13 protein-coding genes are annotated in these 14,386 nt (G+C 74.3%); 6 read left to right on the plus strand and 7 right to left on the minus strand.

Annotated features, from left to right (window positions below; all coding sequences use genetic code 11):
* Positions 1-261 precede the first annotated feature (261 nt).
* Both BOQ63_RS32980 and BOQ63_RS32985 read left to right on the plus strand, forming a co-directional pair.
* Positions 262-975, plus strand: a complete 714-nt coding sequence (locus tag BOQ63_RS32980) for an ABC transporter ATP-binding protein (RefSeq protein WP_197698004.1) — start codon at positions 262-264, stop codon at positions 973-975.
* Entirely contained in the window at positions 972-3,362 is a 2,391-nt protein-coding gene (locus BOQ63_RS32985) for an FtsX-like permease family protein (RefSeq protein WP_150476204.1), read from the plus strand. The genes BOQ63_RS32980 and BOQ63_RS32985 overlap by 4 nt, the downstream gene beginning before the upstream one ends.
* A gap of 239 nt (positions 3,363-3,601) precedes the next feature.
* Here the strand turns inward: BOQ63_RS32985 and BOQ63_RS32990 are convergent, their stop codons facing one another.
* A complete protein-coding gene (locus BOQ63_RS32990; protein WP_030281466.1) occupies positions 3,602-4,363 on the minus strand; it encodes a MerR family transcriptional regulator in 762 nt (253 codons plus the stop codon).
* Between the two features lie 157 nt (positions 4,364-4,520).
* Complete coding sequence (locus tag BOQ63_RS32995) at positions 4,521-5,414, minus strand: LysR family transcriptional regulator (RefSeq protein ID WP_078939101.1); 894 nt, start codon at positions 5,412-5,414, stop codon at positions 4,521-4,523.
* 132 nt (positions 5,415-5,546) lie between these two features.
* Here BOQ63_RS32995 and BOQ63_RS33000 point away from each other — a divergent pair, with 132 nt between their 5' ends.
* Both BOQ63_RS33000 and BOQ63_RS33005 read left to right on the plus strand, forming a co-directional pair.
* Positions 5,547-6,467 (plus strand): DMT family transporter, encoded by a 921-nt coding sequence (locus tag BOQ63_RS33000; protein WP_370863284.1) that lies wholly within the window; start codon positions 5,547-5,549, stop codon positions 6,465-6,467.
* Positions 6,468-6,475: 8 nt separating this feature from the next.
* Entirely contained in the window at positions 6,476-7,909 is a 1,434-nt protein-coding gene (locus BOQ63_RS33005; protein WP_063737903.1) for an MFS transporter, read from the plus strand.
* On the opposite strand, the gene BOQ63_RS33010 is transcribed toward BOQ63_RS33005, so the two are convergent.
* The 5 genes from BOQ63_RS33010 to BOQ63_RS33030 form a co-directional block, all read right to left on the minus strand.
* Positions 7,824-8,204 carry a hypothetical protein gene (locus BOQ63_RS33010; RefSeq protein ID WP_141763785.1) on the minus strand — a complete coding sequence of 127 codons (381 nt, stop codon included), beginning with the start codon at positions 8,202-8,204 and terminating at the stop codon, positions 7,824-7,826. The two genes, BOQ63_RS33005 and BOQ63_RS33010, sit on opposite strands and share 86 nt — an antisense overlap.
* 132 nt (positions 8,205-8,336) lie before the next feature.
* Positions 8,337-9,473 (minus strand): SUKH-4 family immunity protein, encoded by a 1,137-nt coding sequence (locus BOQ63_RS33015; RefSeq protein ID WP_167395808.1) that lies wholly within the window; start codon positions 9,471-9,473, stop codon positions 8,337-8,339.
* 417 nt (positions 9,474-9,890) lie between these two features.
* Complete coding sequence (locus BOQ63_RS33020; RefSeq protein ID WP_030281456.1) at positions 9,891-10,484, minus strand: DinB family protein; 594 nt, start codon at positions 10,482-10,484, stop codon at positions 9,891-9,893.
* Positions 10,485-10,541: 57 nt separating this feature from the next.
* A complete protein-coding gene (locus BOQ63_RS33025; protein ID WP_030550991.1) occupies positions 10,542-11,120 on the minus strand; it encodes a dihydrofolate reductase family protein in 579 nt (192 codons plus the stop codon).
* A 101-nt stretch (positions 11,121-11,221) separates the two neighbouring features.
* Complete coding sequence (locus tag BOQ63_RS33030) at positions 11,222-11,575, minus strand: SRPBCC family protein (RefSeq protein WP_223886107.1); 354 nt, start codon at positions 11,573-11,575, stop codon at positions 11,222-11,224.
* A 250-nt stretch (positions 11,576-11,825) separates the two neighbouring features.
* Here BOQ63_RS33030 and imuA' point away from each other — a divergent pair, with 250 nt between their 5' ends.
* Both imuA' and BOQ63_RS33040 read left to right on the plus strand, forming a co-directional pair.
* Positions 11,826-12,539: a DnaE2-dependent mutagenesis accessory factor ImuA' gene (gene imuA', locus BOQ63_RS33035; RefSeq protein WP_107048719.1), complete on the plus strand. Its 714-nt coding sequence runs from the start codon at positions 11,826-11,828 to the stop codon at positions 12,537-12,539.
* 1 nt (position 12,540) lies between these two features.
* Positions 12,541-14,283 carry a DNA polymerase Y family protein gene (locus tag BOQ63_RS33040; RefSeq protein WP_150476205.1) on the plus strand — a complete coding sequence of 581 codons (1,743 nt, stop codon included), beginning with the start codon at positions 12,541-12,543 and terminating at the stop codon, positions 14,281-14,283.
* Positions 14,284-14,386 lie beyond the last annotated feature (103 nt).

The following is a 14,386-nucleotide window of genomic DNA, read 5'->3' on the forward strand; positions in this document are numbered from 1 at the left end:
TCTCGCACCCCTCCGTCCTGAGCCCCCGCCCGGGGCTCACAAGCCTTGGCCCGGCGCCCCGTTCCGATCTTTCGCTGGGTCAGTCTGCCCCGCGCGGAAGCCCGATGCTCTAGGCCTGAACACCCAGTTCGGGGTGTATCTGGATACACCCCCAGGACGCCGCTCAGACGGCTGTCCGTACCCGCCCGCGGATTCCTAGCGTGATGTTCCGTCAGCCGGTCCGGGCTCCCCCGGTGCCGGACCCCGAACCGTGGAGGGCCCGTGAACGCGCCGATCATCAGGATCCGCGGCGTCAGCAAGACGTACGACCGATCCGACAGCGCCCGTCCCGCCCTGGCCGGGCTCGACCTGGAGGTACGGGCCGGCGAGGCGCTGGCCGTGCTCGGCCGCTCGGGCAGCGGCAAGTCCACCCTGCTGAACCTGATCGCCGGCCTCGACCGCCCGAGCGAGGGCGGCGTCGAGGTGGACGGCGTGGCCGTCCACGAACTCGGCGAGGCCGCGCTGGCCGAGTACCGGCGGACACGGATCGGCATGGTGTTCCAGTTCTTCAACCTGCTGGACGACCTGAACGTGGAGGACAACGTGCTGCTCCCGGCCCAACTGGCCGGGATGAAGCGGGAGCAGGCCAGGGCCAGGGCCGGGGAGCTGCTGGAGCGACTCGGGGTGGTCCGGCACGCCAAGGCCTTCCCCGGCCGGCTCTCCGGCGGTGAACGCCAGCGCGTCGCGGTGGCCCGGGCCCTGATGAACCGCCCGCCGCTGCTGCTGGCCGACGAACCGACCGGGGCGCTGGACACCGCCTCCGCCGCCGACGTCCGCGACCTGCTCCGCGGGCTCAACGCGGAGGGCCAGACGATCCTGCTGGTCACCCATGACAACGCGCTCGCCGAAGCCTGCGCAGACCGGACGATCGAACTGCTGGACGGCCGCCTGGTCCGGGACACGGCGGCGGCGCCGACGTCGGGGGGTGGCCGATGAGTGCGATGAGCAAGGTGGTCCGGGCGGGAGTCGGCCGCAAGCGGGTGCAGACCCTGGTCATGGTGCTCACCACGATGATGTCGGTGACGGCGTGCATCCTCGCTCTCGGGCTGCTGGTCGCCGCCCAGGGCCCGTACGAACGCTCCTTCACCGACCAGCACGGCGCGCACCTCAACGTGGTGTACGACCAGAGCAAGGTGAGCCCCGCACAGCTCGCCGCGGCCGCGCACGCGCCCGGCGTCACGGCCTCGGCCGGTCCCCTGCCAGCCGTGACGGTCCAGCCGCGCTCGGGCCCGGAGACCACGCTGCCGCCGGCCGGCAGCCCGCTGCCGTCGATGACGCTGGTCGGCCGCGCCCAGCACGGCCCGATGGACGACCTGCGGATCACCAAGGGCCGCTGGATCGCGAGCCCCGGCGAGGTGGTGTTCCTGGACGGGCACTCCCCGCTGGCCGTCGGCGACAGCATGGAGCTCCCCGACCTGCCCGGGCACCCGACGCTCAAGGTCGTCGGCCTGGCCACCTCCGTCTCCTGGAGCGCGGACGGCTGGGTCGCCCCCGAGCAGGTGGCCGGGCTGACCGCGCCGGGCACCACGCCCGCCGCCCAGTACCTCTACCGCTTCGCCCACGCCGGCAGCGACGCCGAGATGGAAGCCGACCACGCGGCGATCGCCGCTGCGGTGCCGAACGGTGCGATCACCAAGGCGACCACCTACCGGCCCGTCAGGGAGGAGGCCAACCGCACGGCCTCGACCTTCGTCCCGTTCGTCACGGCCTTCGGGGTGCTCGGACTGGCCATGTCGGTGCTGATCATCGGCGTCGTGGTCAGCGGTGCGGTGAGCGCCGCCACCCGGCGGATCGGCATCCTCAAGTCCCTGGGCTTCACCCCCGCCCAGGTGGCGCGCGCCTACGTAGGCCAGGCGCTGATCCCCGCCGGGATCGGCACCGCGCTGGGTGTTCTCGGGGGCAACCTGCTGTCCGTACCCGTGCTCGGGATCGCCCACAAGGCGCTGCGGGGCGGTCTGCTCGGCATCCCGATCTGGGTGGACGTGGTGGTCGCGGTGGCGGCCCTGGGCGCGGTGGTCGGCACGGCGCTGGTGCCGGCGCTGCGGGCCGGACGGCTGCGCACGGTGGAGGCGCTCGCGGTCGGCCGGACGGCGCCCGGGGCCAAGCGGGCGGCCGCCGGGGGAGCGGCGGGGCGGGCCGGAGCGGCGGGCCTGATGTCCCGGGTGCAGGACCTGATCGGCCGGCTGCCGGTGCCGCGCGCACTCAGCCTCGGGCTGGCGTCCCCGCTGAACCGCCCGGGCCGCTCGGCCACCACCGCCGCCGCGGTGGTGCTCGGGACGGTCGGGGTCACCCTGTGCGTCGGTCTGACGCTCTCCCTGAGCTCCCTCCAGGGCGGGCTGGAGGCCGACCGCGCGGGCAAGGTCGTGGTCCAGGCCCCGTTCGACGGTTCCAAGCCCGTCGACCACGTGGACGAGGCGGCCGTGGTGAAGGCGATCGAGTCCCGCCCCGGCACCAAGGCCTGGTACAGCAGCGTGCCGGTCGCGGCCACCGTGGCCGGGAACACCGGACGCACCGAGGTGGTCGCATTCGCCGGCGACGCCTCGTGGAGCGGCTTCCAACTGGTCTCGGGCCGCTGGTTCCACGGCCCCGGTGAGGTGACGGTCAGCGCGGCCTTCCTTCGGACCGACCAGAAGAAGGTCGGTGACACCGTCACCCTCACCGACCACGGGCGCAACACCCCGGCGAAGATCATCGGCGAGGTCCTGACCACCCAGGACGTGGTGTTCACGGACCGGTCCTCGCTGGAGCCGCTCGGCGGTGCGATCCACGCCGAGGCGATCTCGTTCCACATCGACCTGACCCCGGGGGCCGACGTGAAGGCCTACGCGGACGGGTTGGACGCGGCCGTGTCGCCGATGGGCCTGAGCGCCGACCCGGGCGAGGCGCACATCAACATCGTGGTGCTGGCGATGAACACCCTGGCGGGCACACTCACACTGCTGCTCTCCGTGGTGGCCGGCCTCGGGGTGCTCAACACGGTGCTGCTGGACACCCGGGAACGGGTGCACGACCTCGGGGTGCTCAAGGCACTCGGGATGTCGCCCCGGCAGACCACCGGGATGGTCCTCACCTCGGTCTGCGGCAGCGGACTGCTGGCCGGGTTGGTCGGGGTCCCGATCGGGGTCGTGGTGCACCACCTGGTGATGCCCGCAATGGCCAACGCCGCCGGGATCGATGTGCCGGACGTGGACCTCACCGTGTTCGCCCCATCGGTGGTGGGGCCCCTGATACTCGGCGGCCTGGTGCTGGCCCTGGTCGGGGCCCTGCTGCCGGCCACCTGGGCCGCCCGCACCCGGACGGTCACCGCGCTGCGGACCGAGTGACGGCAGGGGCGGCACGGACGGCCCGGGACGCCGGGGATGGCCGGGACGGTAGCGCCGGTAGCGACGGCAGCAACCGCGGGGGAGCGGCTCCGGTCACCCGGTGGGCTGACCGCCGGGCGATCGGCCGGAGGGCGGGAGCCGCTTCCCCGGGCCCGCCCCCCGACCCGCACCGCCCGCCCGCCCCCCGACCCGCACCGCCCCCTTACCCGCACCGCCCGCCGGCCGCGCCCCCGCCCGGCTCAGGAGAGCCGTGCCGCCGCGTACGCCTCCATGGCGGCGCGCTGGTAGCCGGCCAGCCCCGCGGCGATGGCCTCGTACGCGGCGCTCCACTGCTCGTTATCCGTGCACGAGCGCGCGATGGCGAGGTAGTCCGCCACGGCGACCGTCCGGAGCCCGCTGAGCAGTTGATACTCCTCGTCGATCATGTGCTGCACGGGCTCGGCGTCGGCCGGGTGGCCGGCCGCCATCAGCTCCGCCAGTCGGACCATCCGCGCGGTCCGCTCGCGTTGGCCGGCCTCGATCTCGGCCGGGGTCATCGCGGCGGTCGCGCGCCGGGTCGCCTCGGCGTGCTCGGGGAAGTCGCGCAGGCTGGCGTCGACATCGGCGGGCTGGATGCCCTCGAAGAGGTTCTCGGGTCGGTTGATGCTGGTCATGGGCGTGCCATCCTTCCGGGAGCGTTCCAGGTCGGCGATCGTGCGCGAGACGGTGGTGGCCAGGGCGTCGAGCCGGTCGCGCTCGACGACCAGTCGGCGGTGGTGGCTCCGCAGGGACTCCAGTTCGTCCACCTGGTCGCCGATGATCCGGGCGATCTCGGCGAGCCCCACACCCAGTGCCCGCAGCACGAGGATCTGCTGCAGCTGCAGCAACTGCCGTTCCTCGTAGTAGCGGTGGCTGTTGGAGCCGATCCAGGCCGGAGGCAGCAGCCCAATCTCGTCGTAGTGCCGCAGGGTCCGGGCGGTCACGCCCGACATCCGGGCGACCTCCGCGATCGGCCAGGCCATTGCCGTCTCCTCACTCGAGTCCTGCGCTTCCACGCGCTCGGTCCCACGTCCATCGACGTGCACGTTCGGTCGGACCGGGGCCGGTTCCTCCGGCCCTGGTCACGACCGTAGGAGCTGCCGCTGCGGAAGCTTCAAGTCGACCGCCGCGCCGAGCCGGTCACGGCACCGACCCCCTGCCTCCCGCAGCCTCGGCCGCCGAGCGGAGCGCCTCCACCATGGCCCCGAGCACCGGTTGCCCCCAGGCCCCCTCCCGTACGGCGGCGTGCAGCGCACGGACCGGTTCCGGACCGCGCACCCGGTGCACCGTGACGCCGGGGTGCCGCTGGGTCAGGCCCAGCTCGGGCAGCAGCGAAACCCCCAGCCCCGCCGCGACGAAGCCCTGTGCGGTCAGGTAGTCCGCGCCGTCCACCGTGACTGCCGGACGGAATCCGGCCGCCTCGCAGGCGTCGTGCACGAGGCTCCGGCAGGGCCCGGGCGGTTCGGCGCCCACCCAGGGCTCCTCGGCCAGCTCGGTCAGGTCCAGGACACGCCGTGCGGCCAGCCGGTGCCCCCGGGGCAGTACGGCGCGGTACGGATCGTCGTGCAGGTGAACCAGTCGCAGGCCGGCCGGGGCCTCGTCGGCCCAGAACACCACGGCCAGGTCGGCCCGGCCGTCCCGCACGTCGGTGAGCTGGTCCGTCGGTTCGGTCAGGCCCAGGTCGAGCCGCACGCCCGGGTGCTTCCGGCGGAAGGCGGCCACGGCCGGGGCCACCAGGGTGGCCCCGGCCGTGGCGAAGTAGCGGACGGTCAGGCTGCCGCTGCGCCCGGCTCGCAGGTCGGCCAGCGCCGCACCGGCCTCCGCGACCTGCCGGTCGATGGCCGCCGCGTGCCCGGCGAGCAGCAGCCCGGCTGCGGTCGGCCGTACGCCCCGCCCGATCCGCTCCAGCAGGGCCGTCCCCGTCTCCCGCTCCAGCGTGGTCACCTGCTGGCTGACGGCGGACGGGGTGTAGCCGAGCGCGGCGGCGGCAGCGCTCACCGAGCCGTGGTCGACCACGGCGCGCAGCACCTGCATCCGGCGGATGTCGAGCGAGGCGTTCATGTAGCTCAGCTTAAGCATTCTGAAGAACTTTTCGCTTGTGCTATGTGATCATCCGGCGCGATCGTCGTCCGACACCTCGTTCATCAACCAACCGGAAGGCACCCCGTGCTGCGGACGGCCGTCCTCGCCCTGTTCTGGGGCTCGGGCTTCCTCTGGATCAGGATCGCGCTGCAACACGGGCTCACCCCGGTGCAGATCACCGTGTTGCGGGCCGCCCTCGGCGCCGCCGTCCTGCTGCTGCTCGCCTGCTCCGCCCGGCAACGCCTCCCGCGCGGCGGCGCCCTCTGGCGGCGGCTCGCCGTGGCGGCGTTCTTCTGCAACGCCCTGCCGTTCCTGCTCACGGCGTACGGCGAACGCAGCGTCGGCTCCGGCACGGCCGGAGTGCTGCATGCGACCACCCCGCTCTGGTCCTTGCTGATAGGCCTCGCCCTCGGCACCGACCGAACGACCGGCACCGACCGAACGACCCCGCTGCGCCTCACCGGCCTGCTGCTCGGCTTCGCCGGAGTGCTGCTGATCCTCGCCCCCTGGCGCGAGAGCGGCGGCATCAGCACCCCCGGGGCGCTCGCCCTGCTGGGCGCGGCCGCGAGCTACGCGGTCGCCTTCGCCCACATGGCCCGGGCACTCGCCGGGACGGGCACCGCCCCGCTCGCCCTCTCCGCCGCCCAGCTCACCGCCGCCGCCGGGTTGAGCGCGGTAGCCCTGCCCGCGGGCGGCCCGCTGAACCCGTTCAGCGGCTTCAGCGGCGCCGATCCGGTCGGCCTGGCCGCCGTGACCGTCCTCGGCGTCGCCTGCACCGGACTCACCTTCCACCTCAACTACCGCCTGATCGCCACCGAAGGCCCCACCAGTGCTGCCGCCGTCGGCTACCTGCTGCCCGTCGTCTCCACCGTGCTCGGCGCACTGGTCCTCGGCGAGCGGCTGACCGTACGGGCGGTCGCCGGGACGGCCGTCGTCCTCGCCGGAGTGTTCCTGGTGAAGCACCGGCCGAAGCCCCGCACCGTCGTTCCGCTGCTCACCGACTGAAACGGACCATGCGCCCCGACTCCCTCTGGCGGATCCCGGACTTCCGCGTCCTCTTCGCCGCGACCGCCCTCACCCAACTCGGTACCAACGTCGGCTACGTGGCGGTCCCCCTGGTGGCCGTTGCCGCGCTCGGCGCGGGCCCCGGGCAGGCCGGCCTGCTCGCCACCCTGAGCACCCTCGCCTTCCTGCTCATCGGTCTGCCCGCCGGTGCCTGGGTCGACCGGATGCGCCACCGCCGCGTCCTGGTCGTCGCGGACCTGGTGAAGGCCGTGCTCTACGCCTCCGTCCCGCTCGCCTGGTGGTTCGGCGGCCTCAGCCTCGGGCAGCTGTACGCGGTCGCGCTGCTCACCGGTGGCGCCACGGTGTTCTTCGACGTGGGTGCGCAGAGCGTGCTGCCCGGGCTGGTCGGTCGCCGGCACCTGGTGGACGCGAACGCCGCCGTGGTCGGCCTGATGGCGATCGGCAACGTCGCCGGACGCGGCGCGGGCGGGATCCTGGTCCAACTGCTCACCGCACCGCTGGCGATCGCCGTGACCGCACTCAGCCACCTCGGCTCGGCGCTGCGGCTCACCGCGCTGCGCCGCACCACCACCCCCGCGACCACCACCCCCGCGACCCCTACCGCAGCCCCCACCCCCGCGACCCCAGTCCCCACGGCCCCCACCCCCATGGCGCCCACCCCCGGCCTCGGCGCACAGATCACCGAAGGCCTGCGACATGTCCTCGGCGCCCCGGAACTGCGGGCACTGGCCGTCACCGCCGCCCTCAACAACCTCGGGTCGCAGCTGTTCAACACCCTCCTCCCGGTCCTCTTCGTACGGGAACTGCACCTACCGGCAGGGGCGTTGGGCCTGTTCTGGGCGGTCGGCGGGGTCGGCATCCTGCTCGGCTCGCGCTGCGCCCGCCCGATCTGCGCCCGACTCGGCGACGGCCGCACCCTCGCGCTGGCGGGCCTGTGCCTGGCGCCCGCCGGGCTGCTGGTGCCGCTGATCGGTGACGGGCCGCGGCTGCTCCTGGCCGGGGCCGGCTGGCTGCTGGTCTCGCTGAAGACCGGCATGGACAACGTGCTCGGGGTGAGCCTGCGCCAACGGATGACCCCGGACCCGCTGCTCGGCCGGATGAACGCCACCTTCCGGTTCCTGCTCTTCGGCGCGCTCGCGGTCGGCTCCGCGATCTCCGGGCTGCTCGGCGAACTGTTCGGCACGCACGCCACGCTCTGGCTCGGCGGGGCGGTGCTCGCGACCGCCTTCCTGCCGGTCTACCTGTCCCCGCTGCGCACCCGCCGCCGACCGCCCGTGGCACCGCCCGTGGCACCGCCCGGAGTACTGCCCGGGGCACCGCCCGCGGTGGACGCGGCTACCAGCCCGGGCCGGCGCCGTGCCCCGGCTGCCAGTCCAGTCCCGGGTTCGGGCGCGGACGAAGGGTGCGCACCAGCGAGGTGACCGCCGAGACCACCACGGTCAGCAGCACGTAGAACAGCAGCAGCGCCCAGAACGGCGTGGTGGACAGGCTCCGGTGCTCGAACCGGCACCAGGCGTCCGGCGGAAGCCAGGACGCACCCGTCTCCAGCAGCCGCCCACCGCCCGAGACCAGGCCGCGCTCGCAGCGGTCCCCGTAGTCCAGCGACCGTACGTACAGCAGGGCGTACAGGGCGCCCGCCGAGGCGAGGGAGAGCGCGGCGCTGATGCCGAGGAGCACCGTCCGTCTTCGCCCGGCCGCCGTACGGATGTTCGTCACCGAGGCAGCGTACCGGCGCAACGGCCCGGCCGGCCCGGATCACGGCCCGGCCGGCGCGGATCACGGTCCGGCTGGTCCAGCCGGCCCGGATCACGGCCGCCCGGCCCGGCACCGTACGCACCTCGCAGCGGCTCACCCGAGCAGCCCGCCCAGGTGTCCGTCCTCGGCGAGCAGCCGCCAGGAGCGGCCCGGTGAGGCGAAGGCCTCCGGGTCGACACCCTCGACCAGCCGGTCCACCACGGTGCTCAGCAGCGACTGCGGGTCGAACACCGCCCAGGTGTCCCGGCCCCGGCCGTGCTCCCAGCGCTCCCACTCGGCGCGCAGCCGCTCGTACGTCCACAGCGCGTAGAGCAGGGCGGACAAGTCGCGGTTGAGGTAGGCCTCGGGCTGGCCGTCGTCGTACCAGTCCGGCAGTTCGAGCCGGCCGGTGGCGCCGTCCAGGGCGATCGTGAGGTCGGTCGGCCAGTCCCCGAGTGCGAGGAAGTCCCGCTGGTACGGGCGCTCCTCCTCGCCGTCGAAGTACTCGGGGTACGCCTCCGCCATGGTGACCAGCGGCTCCGCGCACACCCCGAACATCGCCCCGCCGAGCGGCAGCCCGACCTCGGTGAGCAGCCGCCGGGTCGGTTCGTGCGCCAGGGCGGCGGGCAGCCCTTCCGGCCGGAACCGGTGCACCAGGCCCGCCCCGCCGTCCTCGTCGGTGAGCGCCGCGAGCTCGGCCACCAGCTCCGGGCCGACCTCGTACGCGGGCCCGTCAGGGCCGCCGGGCAGCGCACCCCAGCCCAGTGCCCGCACCAGCAGTGCCGTCCCCCAGTGCGCGGGTGGGGCGTCGCCCCCGAACAGCCGGGGGTCGATCTGCCGCAGCCGCCGCTCGGCCCCGGCCATCACCTGGGCCACCACCGTGGGCCCGCGCCGCCCGTCCAGCGCCTCCGGCCGCCGGGCCGCCTCGCCCACCGCCTCGATCTCCCGCACCAGTGCGGCCAGCGCGGTCAGGTCGGAGGCCAGCCGGTCCCGCCGGGGGCCACCGTTGCCCAGGCACACCTCGCCGGTGGTCCCGTCCAGCAGCACCAGGTCACCGACGGCGGCGAAGGGCGTGCAGTAGTCCGTCTCCCCGAGGACGAACAGCCGCTCCGCCCCGCTGGTCGGGAAGGCCCTCAGCGGCCCGGCGTCGAGCGCCCCGAAGTCCAGGAACGCCCCGGTCGTGGGCAGCCCCTCCCGCACCAGGAACTCCCGGCTCCCCTCGTGCACCACCCCGCCCGGAACCCCGGACACCCGCACACACCCCACTGCCCCCGCCCTTCCCCGCTCCGCCCCCTGACCCACCCGACCCTAGCGGGCCGACCCGACACCGCCACGGGCGGTTTCGTCGTCCGTCAGCGGTCGGGCAGGGGGCCGACAGGGCGGTAGAGGGCGGTGGCGACGGTGGGCAGGAGGTGACGTCCGGGCAGTAGCCGGTGGAGAGGTTGCTGACCCTCTCGACCTCCCAGCCCCCGCCGACGGCTCCGCCGCCTCCCGACCGCCGGAACCCGGTCTCCCCGGCACTCAGCACCAACTCTCCGCCTGCGCGGGCCACATGTTCGCTGCGGCGCGGAGCGAGCCGCAGGGCCCCGCCCAGGTCTGCCCACCACCTCACCACCTCACCAGCCCACCACCTCACCGCCCCATGGATCCCCGCACGGCGCCCCGCGATCAGGCGAGTCCGCCGGCCTGTCGGGCAGCCTGTTCCACGCGGTCGTGGTGGGCCTGCCACCAGGCGGTGTCGCCGGGGGCCGTGTTGGGGCCGTGGGAGCGCTGGCCGGTGGCGCCGTCGATGAGTTCGCGGACCAGATCGGCGTGGCCGACGTGGCGGTGGGTCTCGGCGATCACGTGGACGAGCACCCGGTGCAGGGTCTGCTTCGGGCGGCCGCCGAAGGGGAGTTGGCCGATCGCGTCCAGTGGCAGCGCCTCGATGGTGGCGTCCGAGTGCGCCCAGACCCGGCGGTAGCGTCCGAGGATCTCCTCGGTGCTCTCGTCCGCCCGGGCCCACAGGTCGGCGTTCGGCTCTGCGGTGCCGATGATCCACAGGGGGGTCGGTTCGGGGAAGGGGCGCCCGAAGGTCTCGCCGAGGTAGAGCGCCTCGGCCCCGGTGACGTGCTTGATCAGCCCCAGCAGGTTGGTTCCGGTGGGGGTGAGCGGTCGACGGAGGTCGTACTCGGAGAGGCCTTCCAGCTTCCACATCAGGGCGTCGCGGGCATCCTGGACGTAGATCAGCAGGTCGTTCTTGTCGTCTGTGTTCACCGTCATGGGATGAGTTTGTTGACCGTCGGGAGCCTGTCCACCCGTTTATCGCATGACGAAACGTCAAGGACGGTGGACGACGTCGAAGACCTGCTTCTGCAGGCCGTTGCCGTAGACCTCGTGCTCGACCAGCTTCAGCTTCTGGGCGTCCTTGTCCGTGGTGCTGAACAGGCGCTTGCCGGCGCCGAGCAGTAGGGGGTAGACGAGCAAGTGGTAGCGGTCGATCAGGTCGGCGTCCGAGAGGCTGTGGTTCAGGGCGGCGCTGCCGTGGAGGATGATCGGACCGCCCTCGGTCTCCTTCAGGGCGGCGACCTGGTCGACCGAGCGCAGGATGGTGGTCTCACCCCAGTTCGGGACCAGGTCGTCCTCGGTGAGGGTGGTGGAGACGACGTACTTCGGCATCGTCCGGTAGCGGGCGAACTCCGCCATGTCCGGCCACACCGGACTGAACGCCTGGTAGCTGACCCGGCCCATCAGCATGGCGGTGGCCTCCTCCTGCTCCCGCCCCTTGATCTCGTACGCCTGGGGGAGGAACTCGACGTCCTTGAAGGTCCAACCGGAGTTCCGGTAGCCGGGTTCGCCGCCGGGGGCCTCGACGACGCCGTCGAGAGAGACGAAGGCGGTGCTGATCAGGGTGCGCATGGGTGGTTCCTCGGTTCTCGTGGCTCTGAGTCAGGTGTGGCTCTGGCTTTGGATCTGGATCTGGTCTGTGCCTGGGTCTGGGGCGGTCGGATGTGGGTCCGTCAGGCGGCCGGGGCGGCGGCGAAGACGGGGACGGCGGTGCGCCTGGGGAAGCGGGTGAGGTACTCGCGGAGGGTGTGCAGGTGGAAGGGCCAGCCGCGGCGCAGCGCGTCGTACTCATCCTGCCAGTCGTCGCCGAGCAGGCCGCTGTGGACGACACGGAGTACGGTGCTGCCGCCGTCCTGTCCCTCGATCAGGTACTCGAAGGCCATGAACCGGCCGTCCTCGGCGGCGGTCGTGCGGGTGGCCAGTCGCCTGCCGGGCTCGTAGGCGGTGATGACGGCCTCCTCGCGGTGGCCGCCGGTCTCCATGGTGGCGGTCCCGCCCTCGCGCGGGTCGAGTTCGTTGCGCCCCATGAACCAGGAGCCGATGCCTGGCTCGGGCGATCACCTCCCAGACCTGCTCCGGGCTCGCCGGCCTGTCGGCAGCTCGGTCGGCCGAGGGCTGTCGCGCGTTCGACGCACCCGCTACGGAGCGTAACGGGGTGGAGGCGCTGCGCCGGACTTGAATCTTTGCGAACGGATGTTCGATCCTGGGGCTGTGCCCGTTTTCGAATCTGTTTTCGAATCTGCCGCTGAGCAGCCCGAACGCCCCGCGCTTCGGCCGGTGGCGCTGACGGCTGCCGTGCCCGAGGACGGGCAGGCGGCGGCGAGGCGCGGGCTGGTGCCGGTGGTACCCGCGTTGCGGGAGGTGCTGCCGGACGGCGGACTGCGGCGGGGGACGGCGGTGTCGGTGGCGGGCGGGGACGCCGGACTGCTGCTGGCCCTGGCCGCCGGGGTGCGGGAGACCGAGGGCGGCTGGGCGGCGGCCGTCGGGCTGCCGGACCTGGGGCTCGCCGCCGCAGAGGGGTACGGGCTGGACCTGCGCCGCCTGCTGGTCGCGGACGACCCGGGGGCGCACTGGCCCGAGGTGGTGTCGGTGCTGGCCGGCGCGGTCGAACTGATCATGCTGCGCCCGGACGGGCCGGTGCCCCCGAAGCTGGCCACCCGGCTGGCCGCCGTGCTGCGGCGCAGCGGCTGCGTGCTGCTGGTGGCCGGGCCGTGGCCGGGCGCGGTGCTGCGGCTGGGGGTGCGGTCCGGGCGCTGGTTCGGGCTGGGGGACGGCTACGGGCAGCTCACCGGGCGGCAGGTGGAGGTGGTGGCCGAGGGACGCGGTTCGGCGGTGCGCGGCCGGACGGCCCGGCTCTGGCTGCCGGACGAGCACGGCGCGGTGCGCCCGGTCCAGCAGCATCCGGTTCAGCATCGCCCGGTCCGGGAACAGCCGCAGCCCGTGGCCGGCCCCGTGGAACCGGCGGCACCACTCGTGGCGGCGGTGGTCTGACATGTCGACCACGCCGACCACGCCAACCACGCCAACCACATCGACGACTCCCGGCGACGGCAGGACCCCCAGGGTGCTGGTGGTCTGGTGCCCGGACTGGCCGGTGGTGGCCGTCACCGGCGACGACCCGGTGGCGGTGACCGAGGGCGGGCGGATCCTCGCCTGCTCGGCGGGCGCCCGGGCGGCCGGGGTGCGGCAGGGGCAGCGGCTCAAGCTGGCCCAGCGGCTCTGCCCGGAGCTGGAGCTGCGCGACCGCGACCCGGAGGCCGAGGCCCGCCGCTTCGAGCCGGTGGTCGCGGCGGTGGAGGCGTTCACGCCACGGGTGGAGGTGATCCGTCCGGGCCTGTGCGCCATCCCGGTGAAGGGTCCGGGCCGCTACTTCGGCGGCGAGGAGGCGCTGGCGGCGATGGTGGGCGCGGCGGTGACGGAAGCCCTCGAACGGCCCCCCGTCCCGGACGCCGTCCCCGGCGCAGTGACGGTGCCCGGGACCGAAACCGCAAACGACCCCGACTCCGACCCCGACCCCACACCCCAACCCGAAGCCGGAGCCGAAACAGCCCCTCGAACCACCCCCCACGCCCAGATCGGCGCGGCCGACGGCCTGTTCGCCGCCGTCCTCGCCGCCCGCGCCGGGGTGCTGGTCCCCGCCGGCCGTACGGCGGAGTTCCTCGCCCCCTACCCGGTGGGCACGCTGGGCGACGAGGCGCTGGCGGAACTGCTCGGGAGGCTCGGTCTGCCCACCGTCGGGGCCTTCGCCGCGCTGCCGCCCGAGGCCGTCGCGGACCGCTTCGGCCCGGCCGGGACGGTCGCGCACCGGCTGGCCCGGGGCCTGCAGCCGCGCCCGTTGGTGCCGCGCGACGAGGAGCCGGACCTCGCCGTCGAGCAGCGCTTCGACCCGCCGGAGCCGCTGGCCGAGCCGCTGGTGTTCGTCGCCCGCACGCTGGCCGAGCAGCTGCACCAGCGGCTGGCCGAAGCCGGGCTGACCTGCCGCCGGGTGGCCGTCGAGGTGGCCTGCGCGGACGGTCGGACGGCCTCGCGGCTGTGGCGGCACGAGGGCCGGCTGTCCGCGACGGCGTTGGCCGAGCGGGTCCGCTGGCAGCTCCAGGCCTGGCAGGGCATGGGTACCTTCACCGGCGACCGCGGTGACCGCGGTGACCGCGGCGGTCAGGCGGGTTTCACCTTGCTCCGCCTCGCCCCCGACGGGCTCTCCCCGGACCAGGGCCGCCAGCTCGCCCTGTGGGGTCAGGCCGTCGCGGACGACCGGGTGGAGCGCGCGGTGGCCCGGGTGCAGGCGGTGCTCGGGCACGCCGGGCTGCGCCGGATCGAGCCGGCCGGCGGGCGCGGCCCGGGCGAGCAGCAGGTCAGGGTGCCGTGGGGCGAGCCGTACGAGGCGGCGGCCCCGGCCGAAGCGCCCTGGCCGGGGCGTCTGGCGGAGCGGTCGGCGGACCTCTGGCCGGCCGTTGTGCTGCGCGAGCCGGCTCCCGTACGGGTGCTGGACGAGGAGGGGCGGCCGGTCACGGTGGACGGCCGGGCGGGGGTGTCGGCCCGGCCGGCCCTGGTCGTGGTCCGGGGCCGGGAGGAGCGGGTGGCGGGCTGGACCGGGCCCTGGCCGGCGGTCGAGTACTGGTGGGACCAGTCGCTCGCCCGCCGCCGGGCGCGGTTCCAGATGGTGGTGGACGGCGGCCGGGCGCTGCTGCTCACCGTGGAGGGGGGTGCGTGGTACCTGGAGGCCGGTTACGACTAGCGGCCGGCCAAGCGACCGGCTGCGGCCGAGGACCCGCGGCCCGAGGACCAGCGGCCCGAGGGCCCGCGGCAGCAGGGGGGCAGGACGAGCACGAGAACGACGA

The organism is Streptomyces viridifaciens (assembly GCF_001888885.2).
Classification (GTDB): Bacteria; Actinomycetota; Actinomycetes; order Streptomycetales; family Streptomycetaceae; genus Kitasatospora; species Kitasatospora aureofaciens.

What these genes read in the sequence shown, in the direction of transcription:
- BOQ63_RS32985 (WP_150476204.1), top strand. Translation starts at nt 972, where the DNA reads ATGAGTGCGATGAGCAAGGTGGTCCGGGCGGGAGTCGGCCGCAAGCGG.
- BOQ63_RS32990 (WP_030281466.1), bottom strand. Translation starts at nt 4,363, where the DNA reads ATGGCCTGGCCGATCGCGGAGGTCGCCCGGATGTCGGGCGTGACCGCC.
- BOQ63_RS32995 (WP_078939101.1), bottom strand. Translation starts at nt 5,414, where the DNA reads ATGCAGGTGCTGCGCGCCGTGGTCGACCACGGCTCGGTGAGCGCTGCC.
- BOQ63_RS33005 (WP_063737903.1), top strand. Translation starts at nt 6,476, where the DNA reads ATGCGCCCCGACTCCCTCTGGCGGATCCCGGACTTCCGCGTCCTCTTC.
- BOQ63_RS33020 (WP_030281456.1), bottom strand. Translation starts at nt 10,484, where the DNA reads ATGACGGTGAACACAGACGACAAGAACGACCTGCTGATCTACGTCCAG.
- BOQ63_RS33025 (WP_030550991.1), bottom strand. Translation starts at nt 11,120, where the DNA reads ATGCGCACCCTGATCAGCACCGCCTTCGTCTCTCTCGACGGCGTCGTC.
- BOQ63_RS33030 (WP_223886107.1), bottom strand. Translation starts at nt 11,575, where the DNA reads ATGGGGCGCAACGAACTCGACCCGCGCGAGGGCGGGACCGCCACCATG.
- BOQ63_RS33040 (WP_150476205.1), top strand. Translation starts at nt 12,541, where the DNA reads ATGTCGACCACGCCGACCACGCCAACCACGCCAACCACATCGACGACT.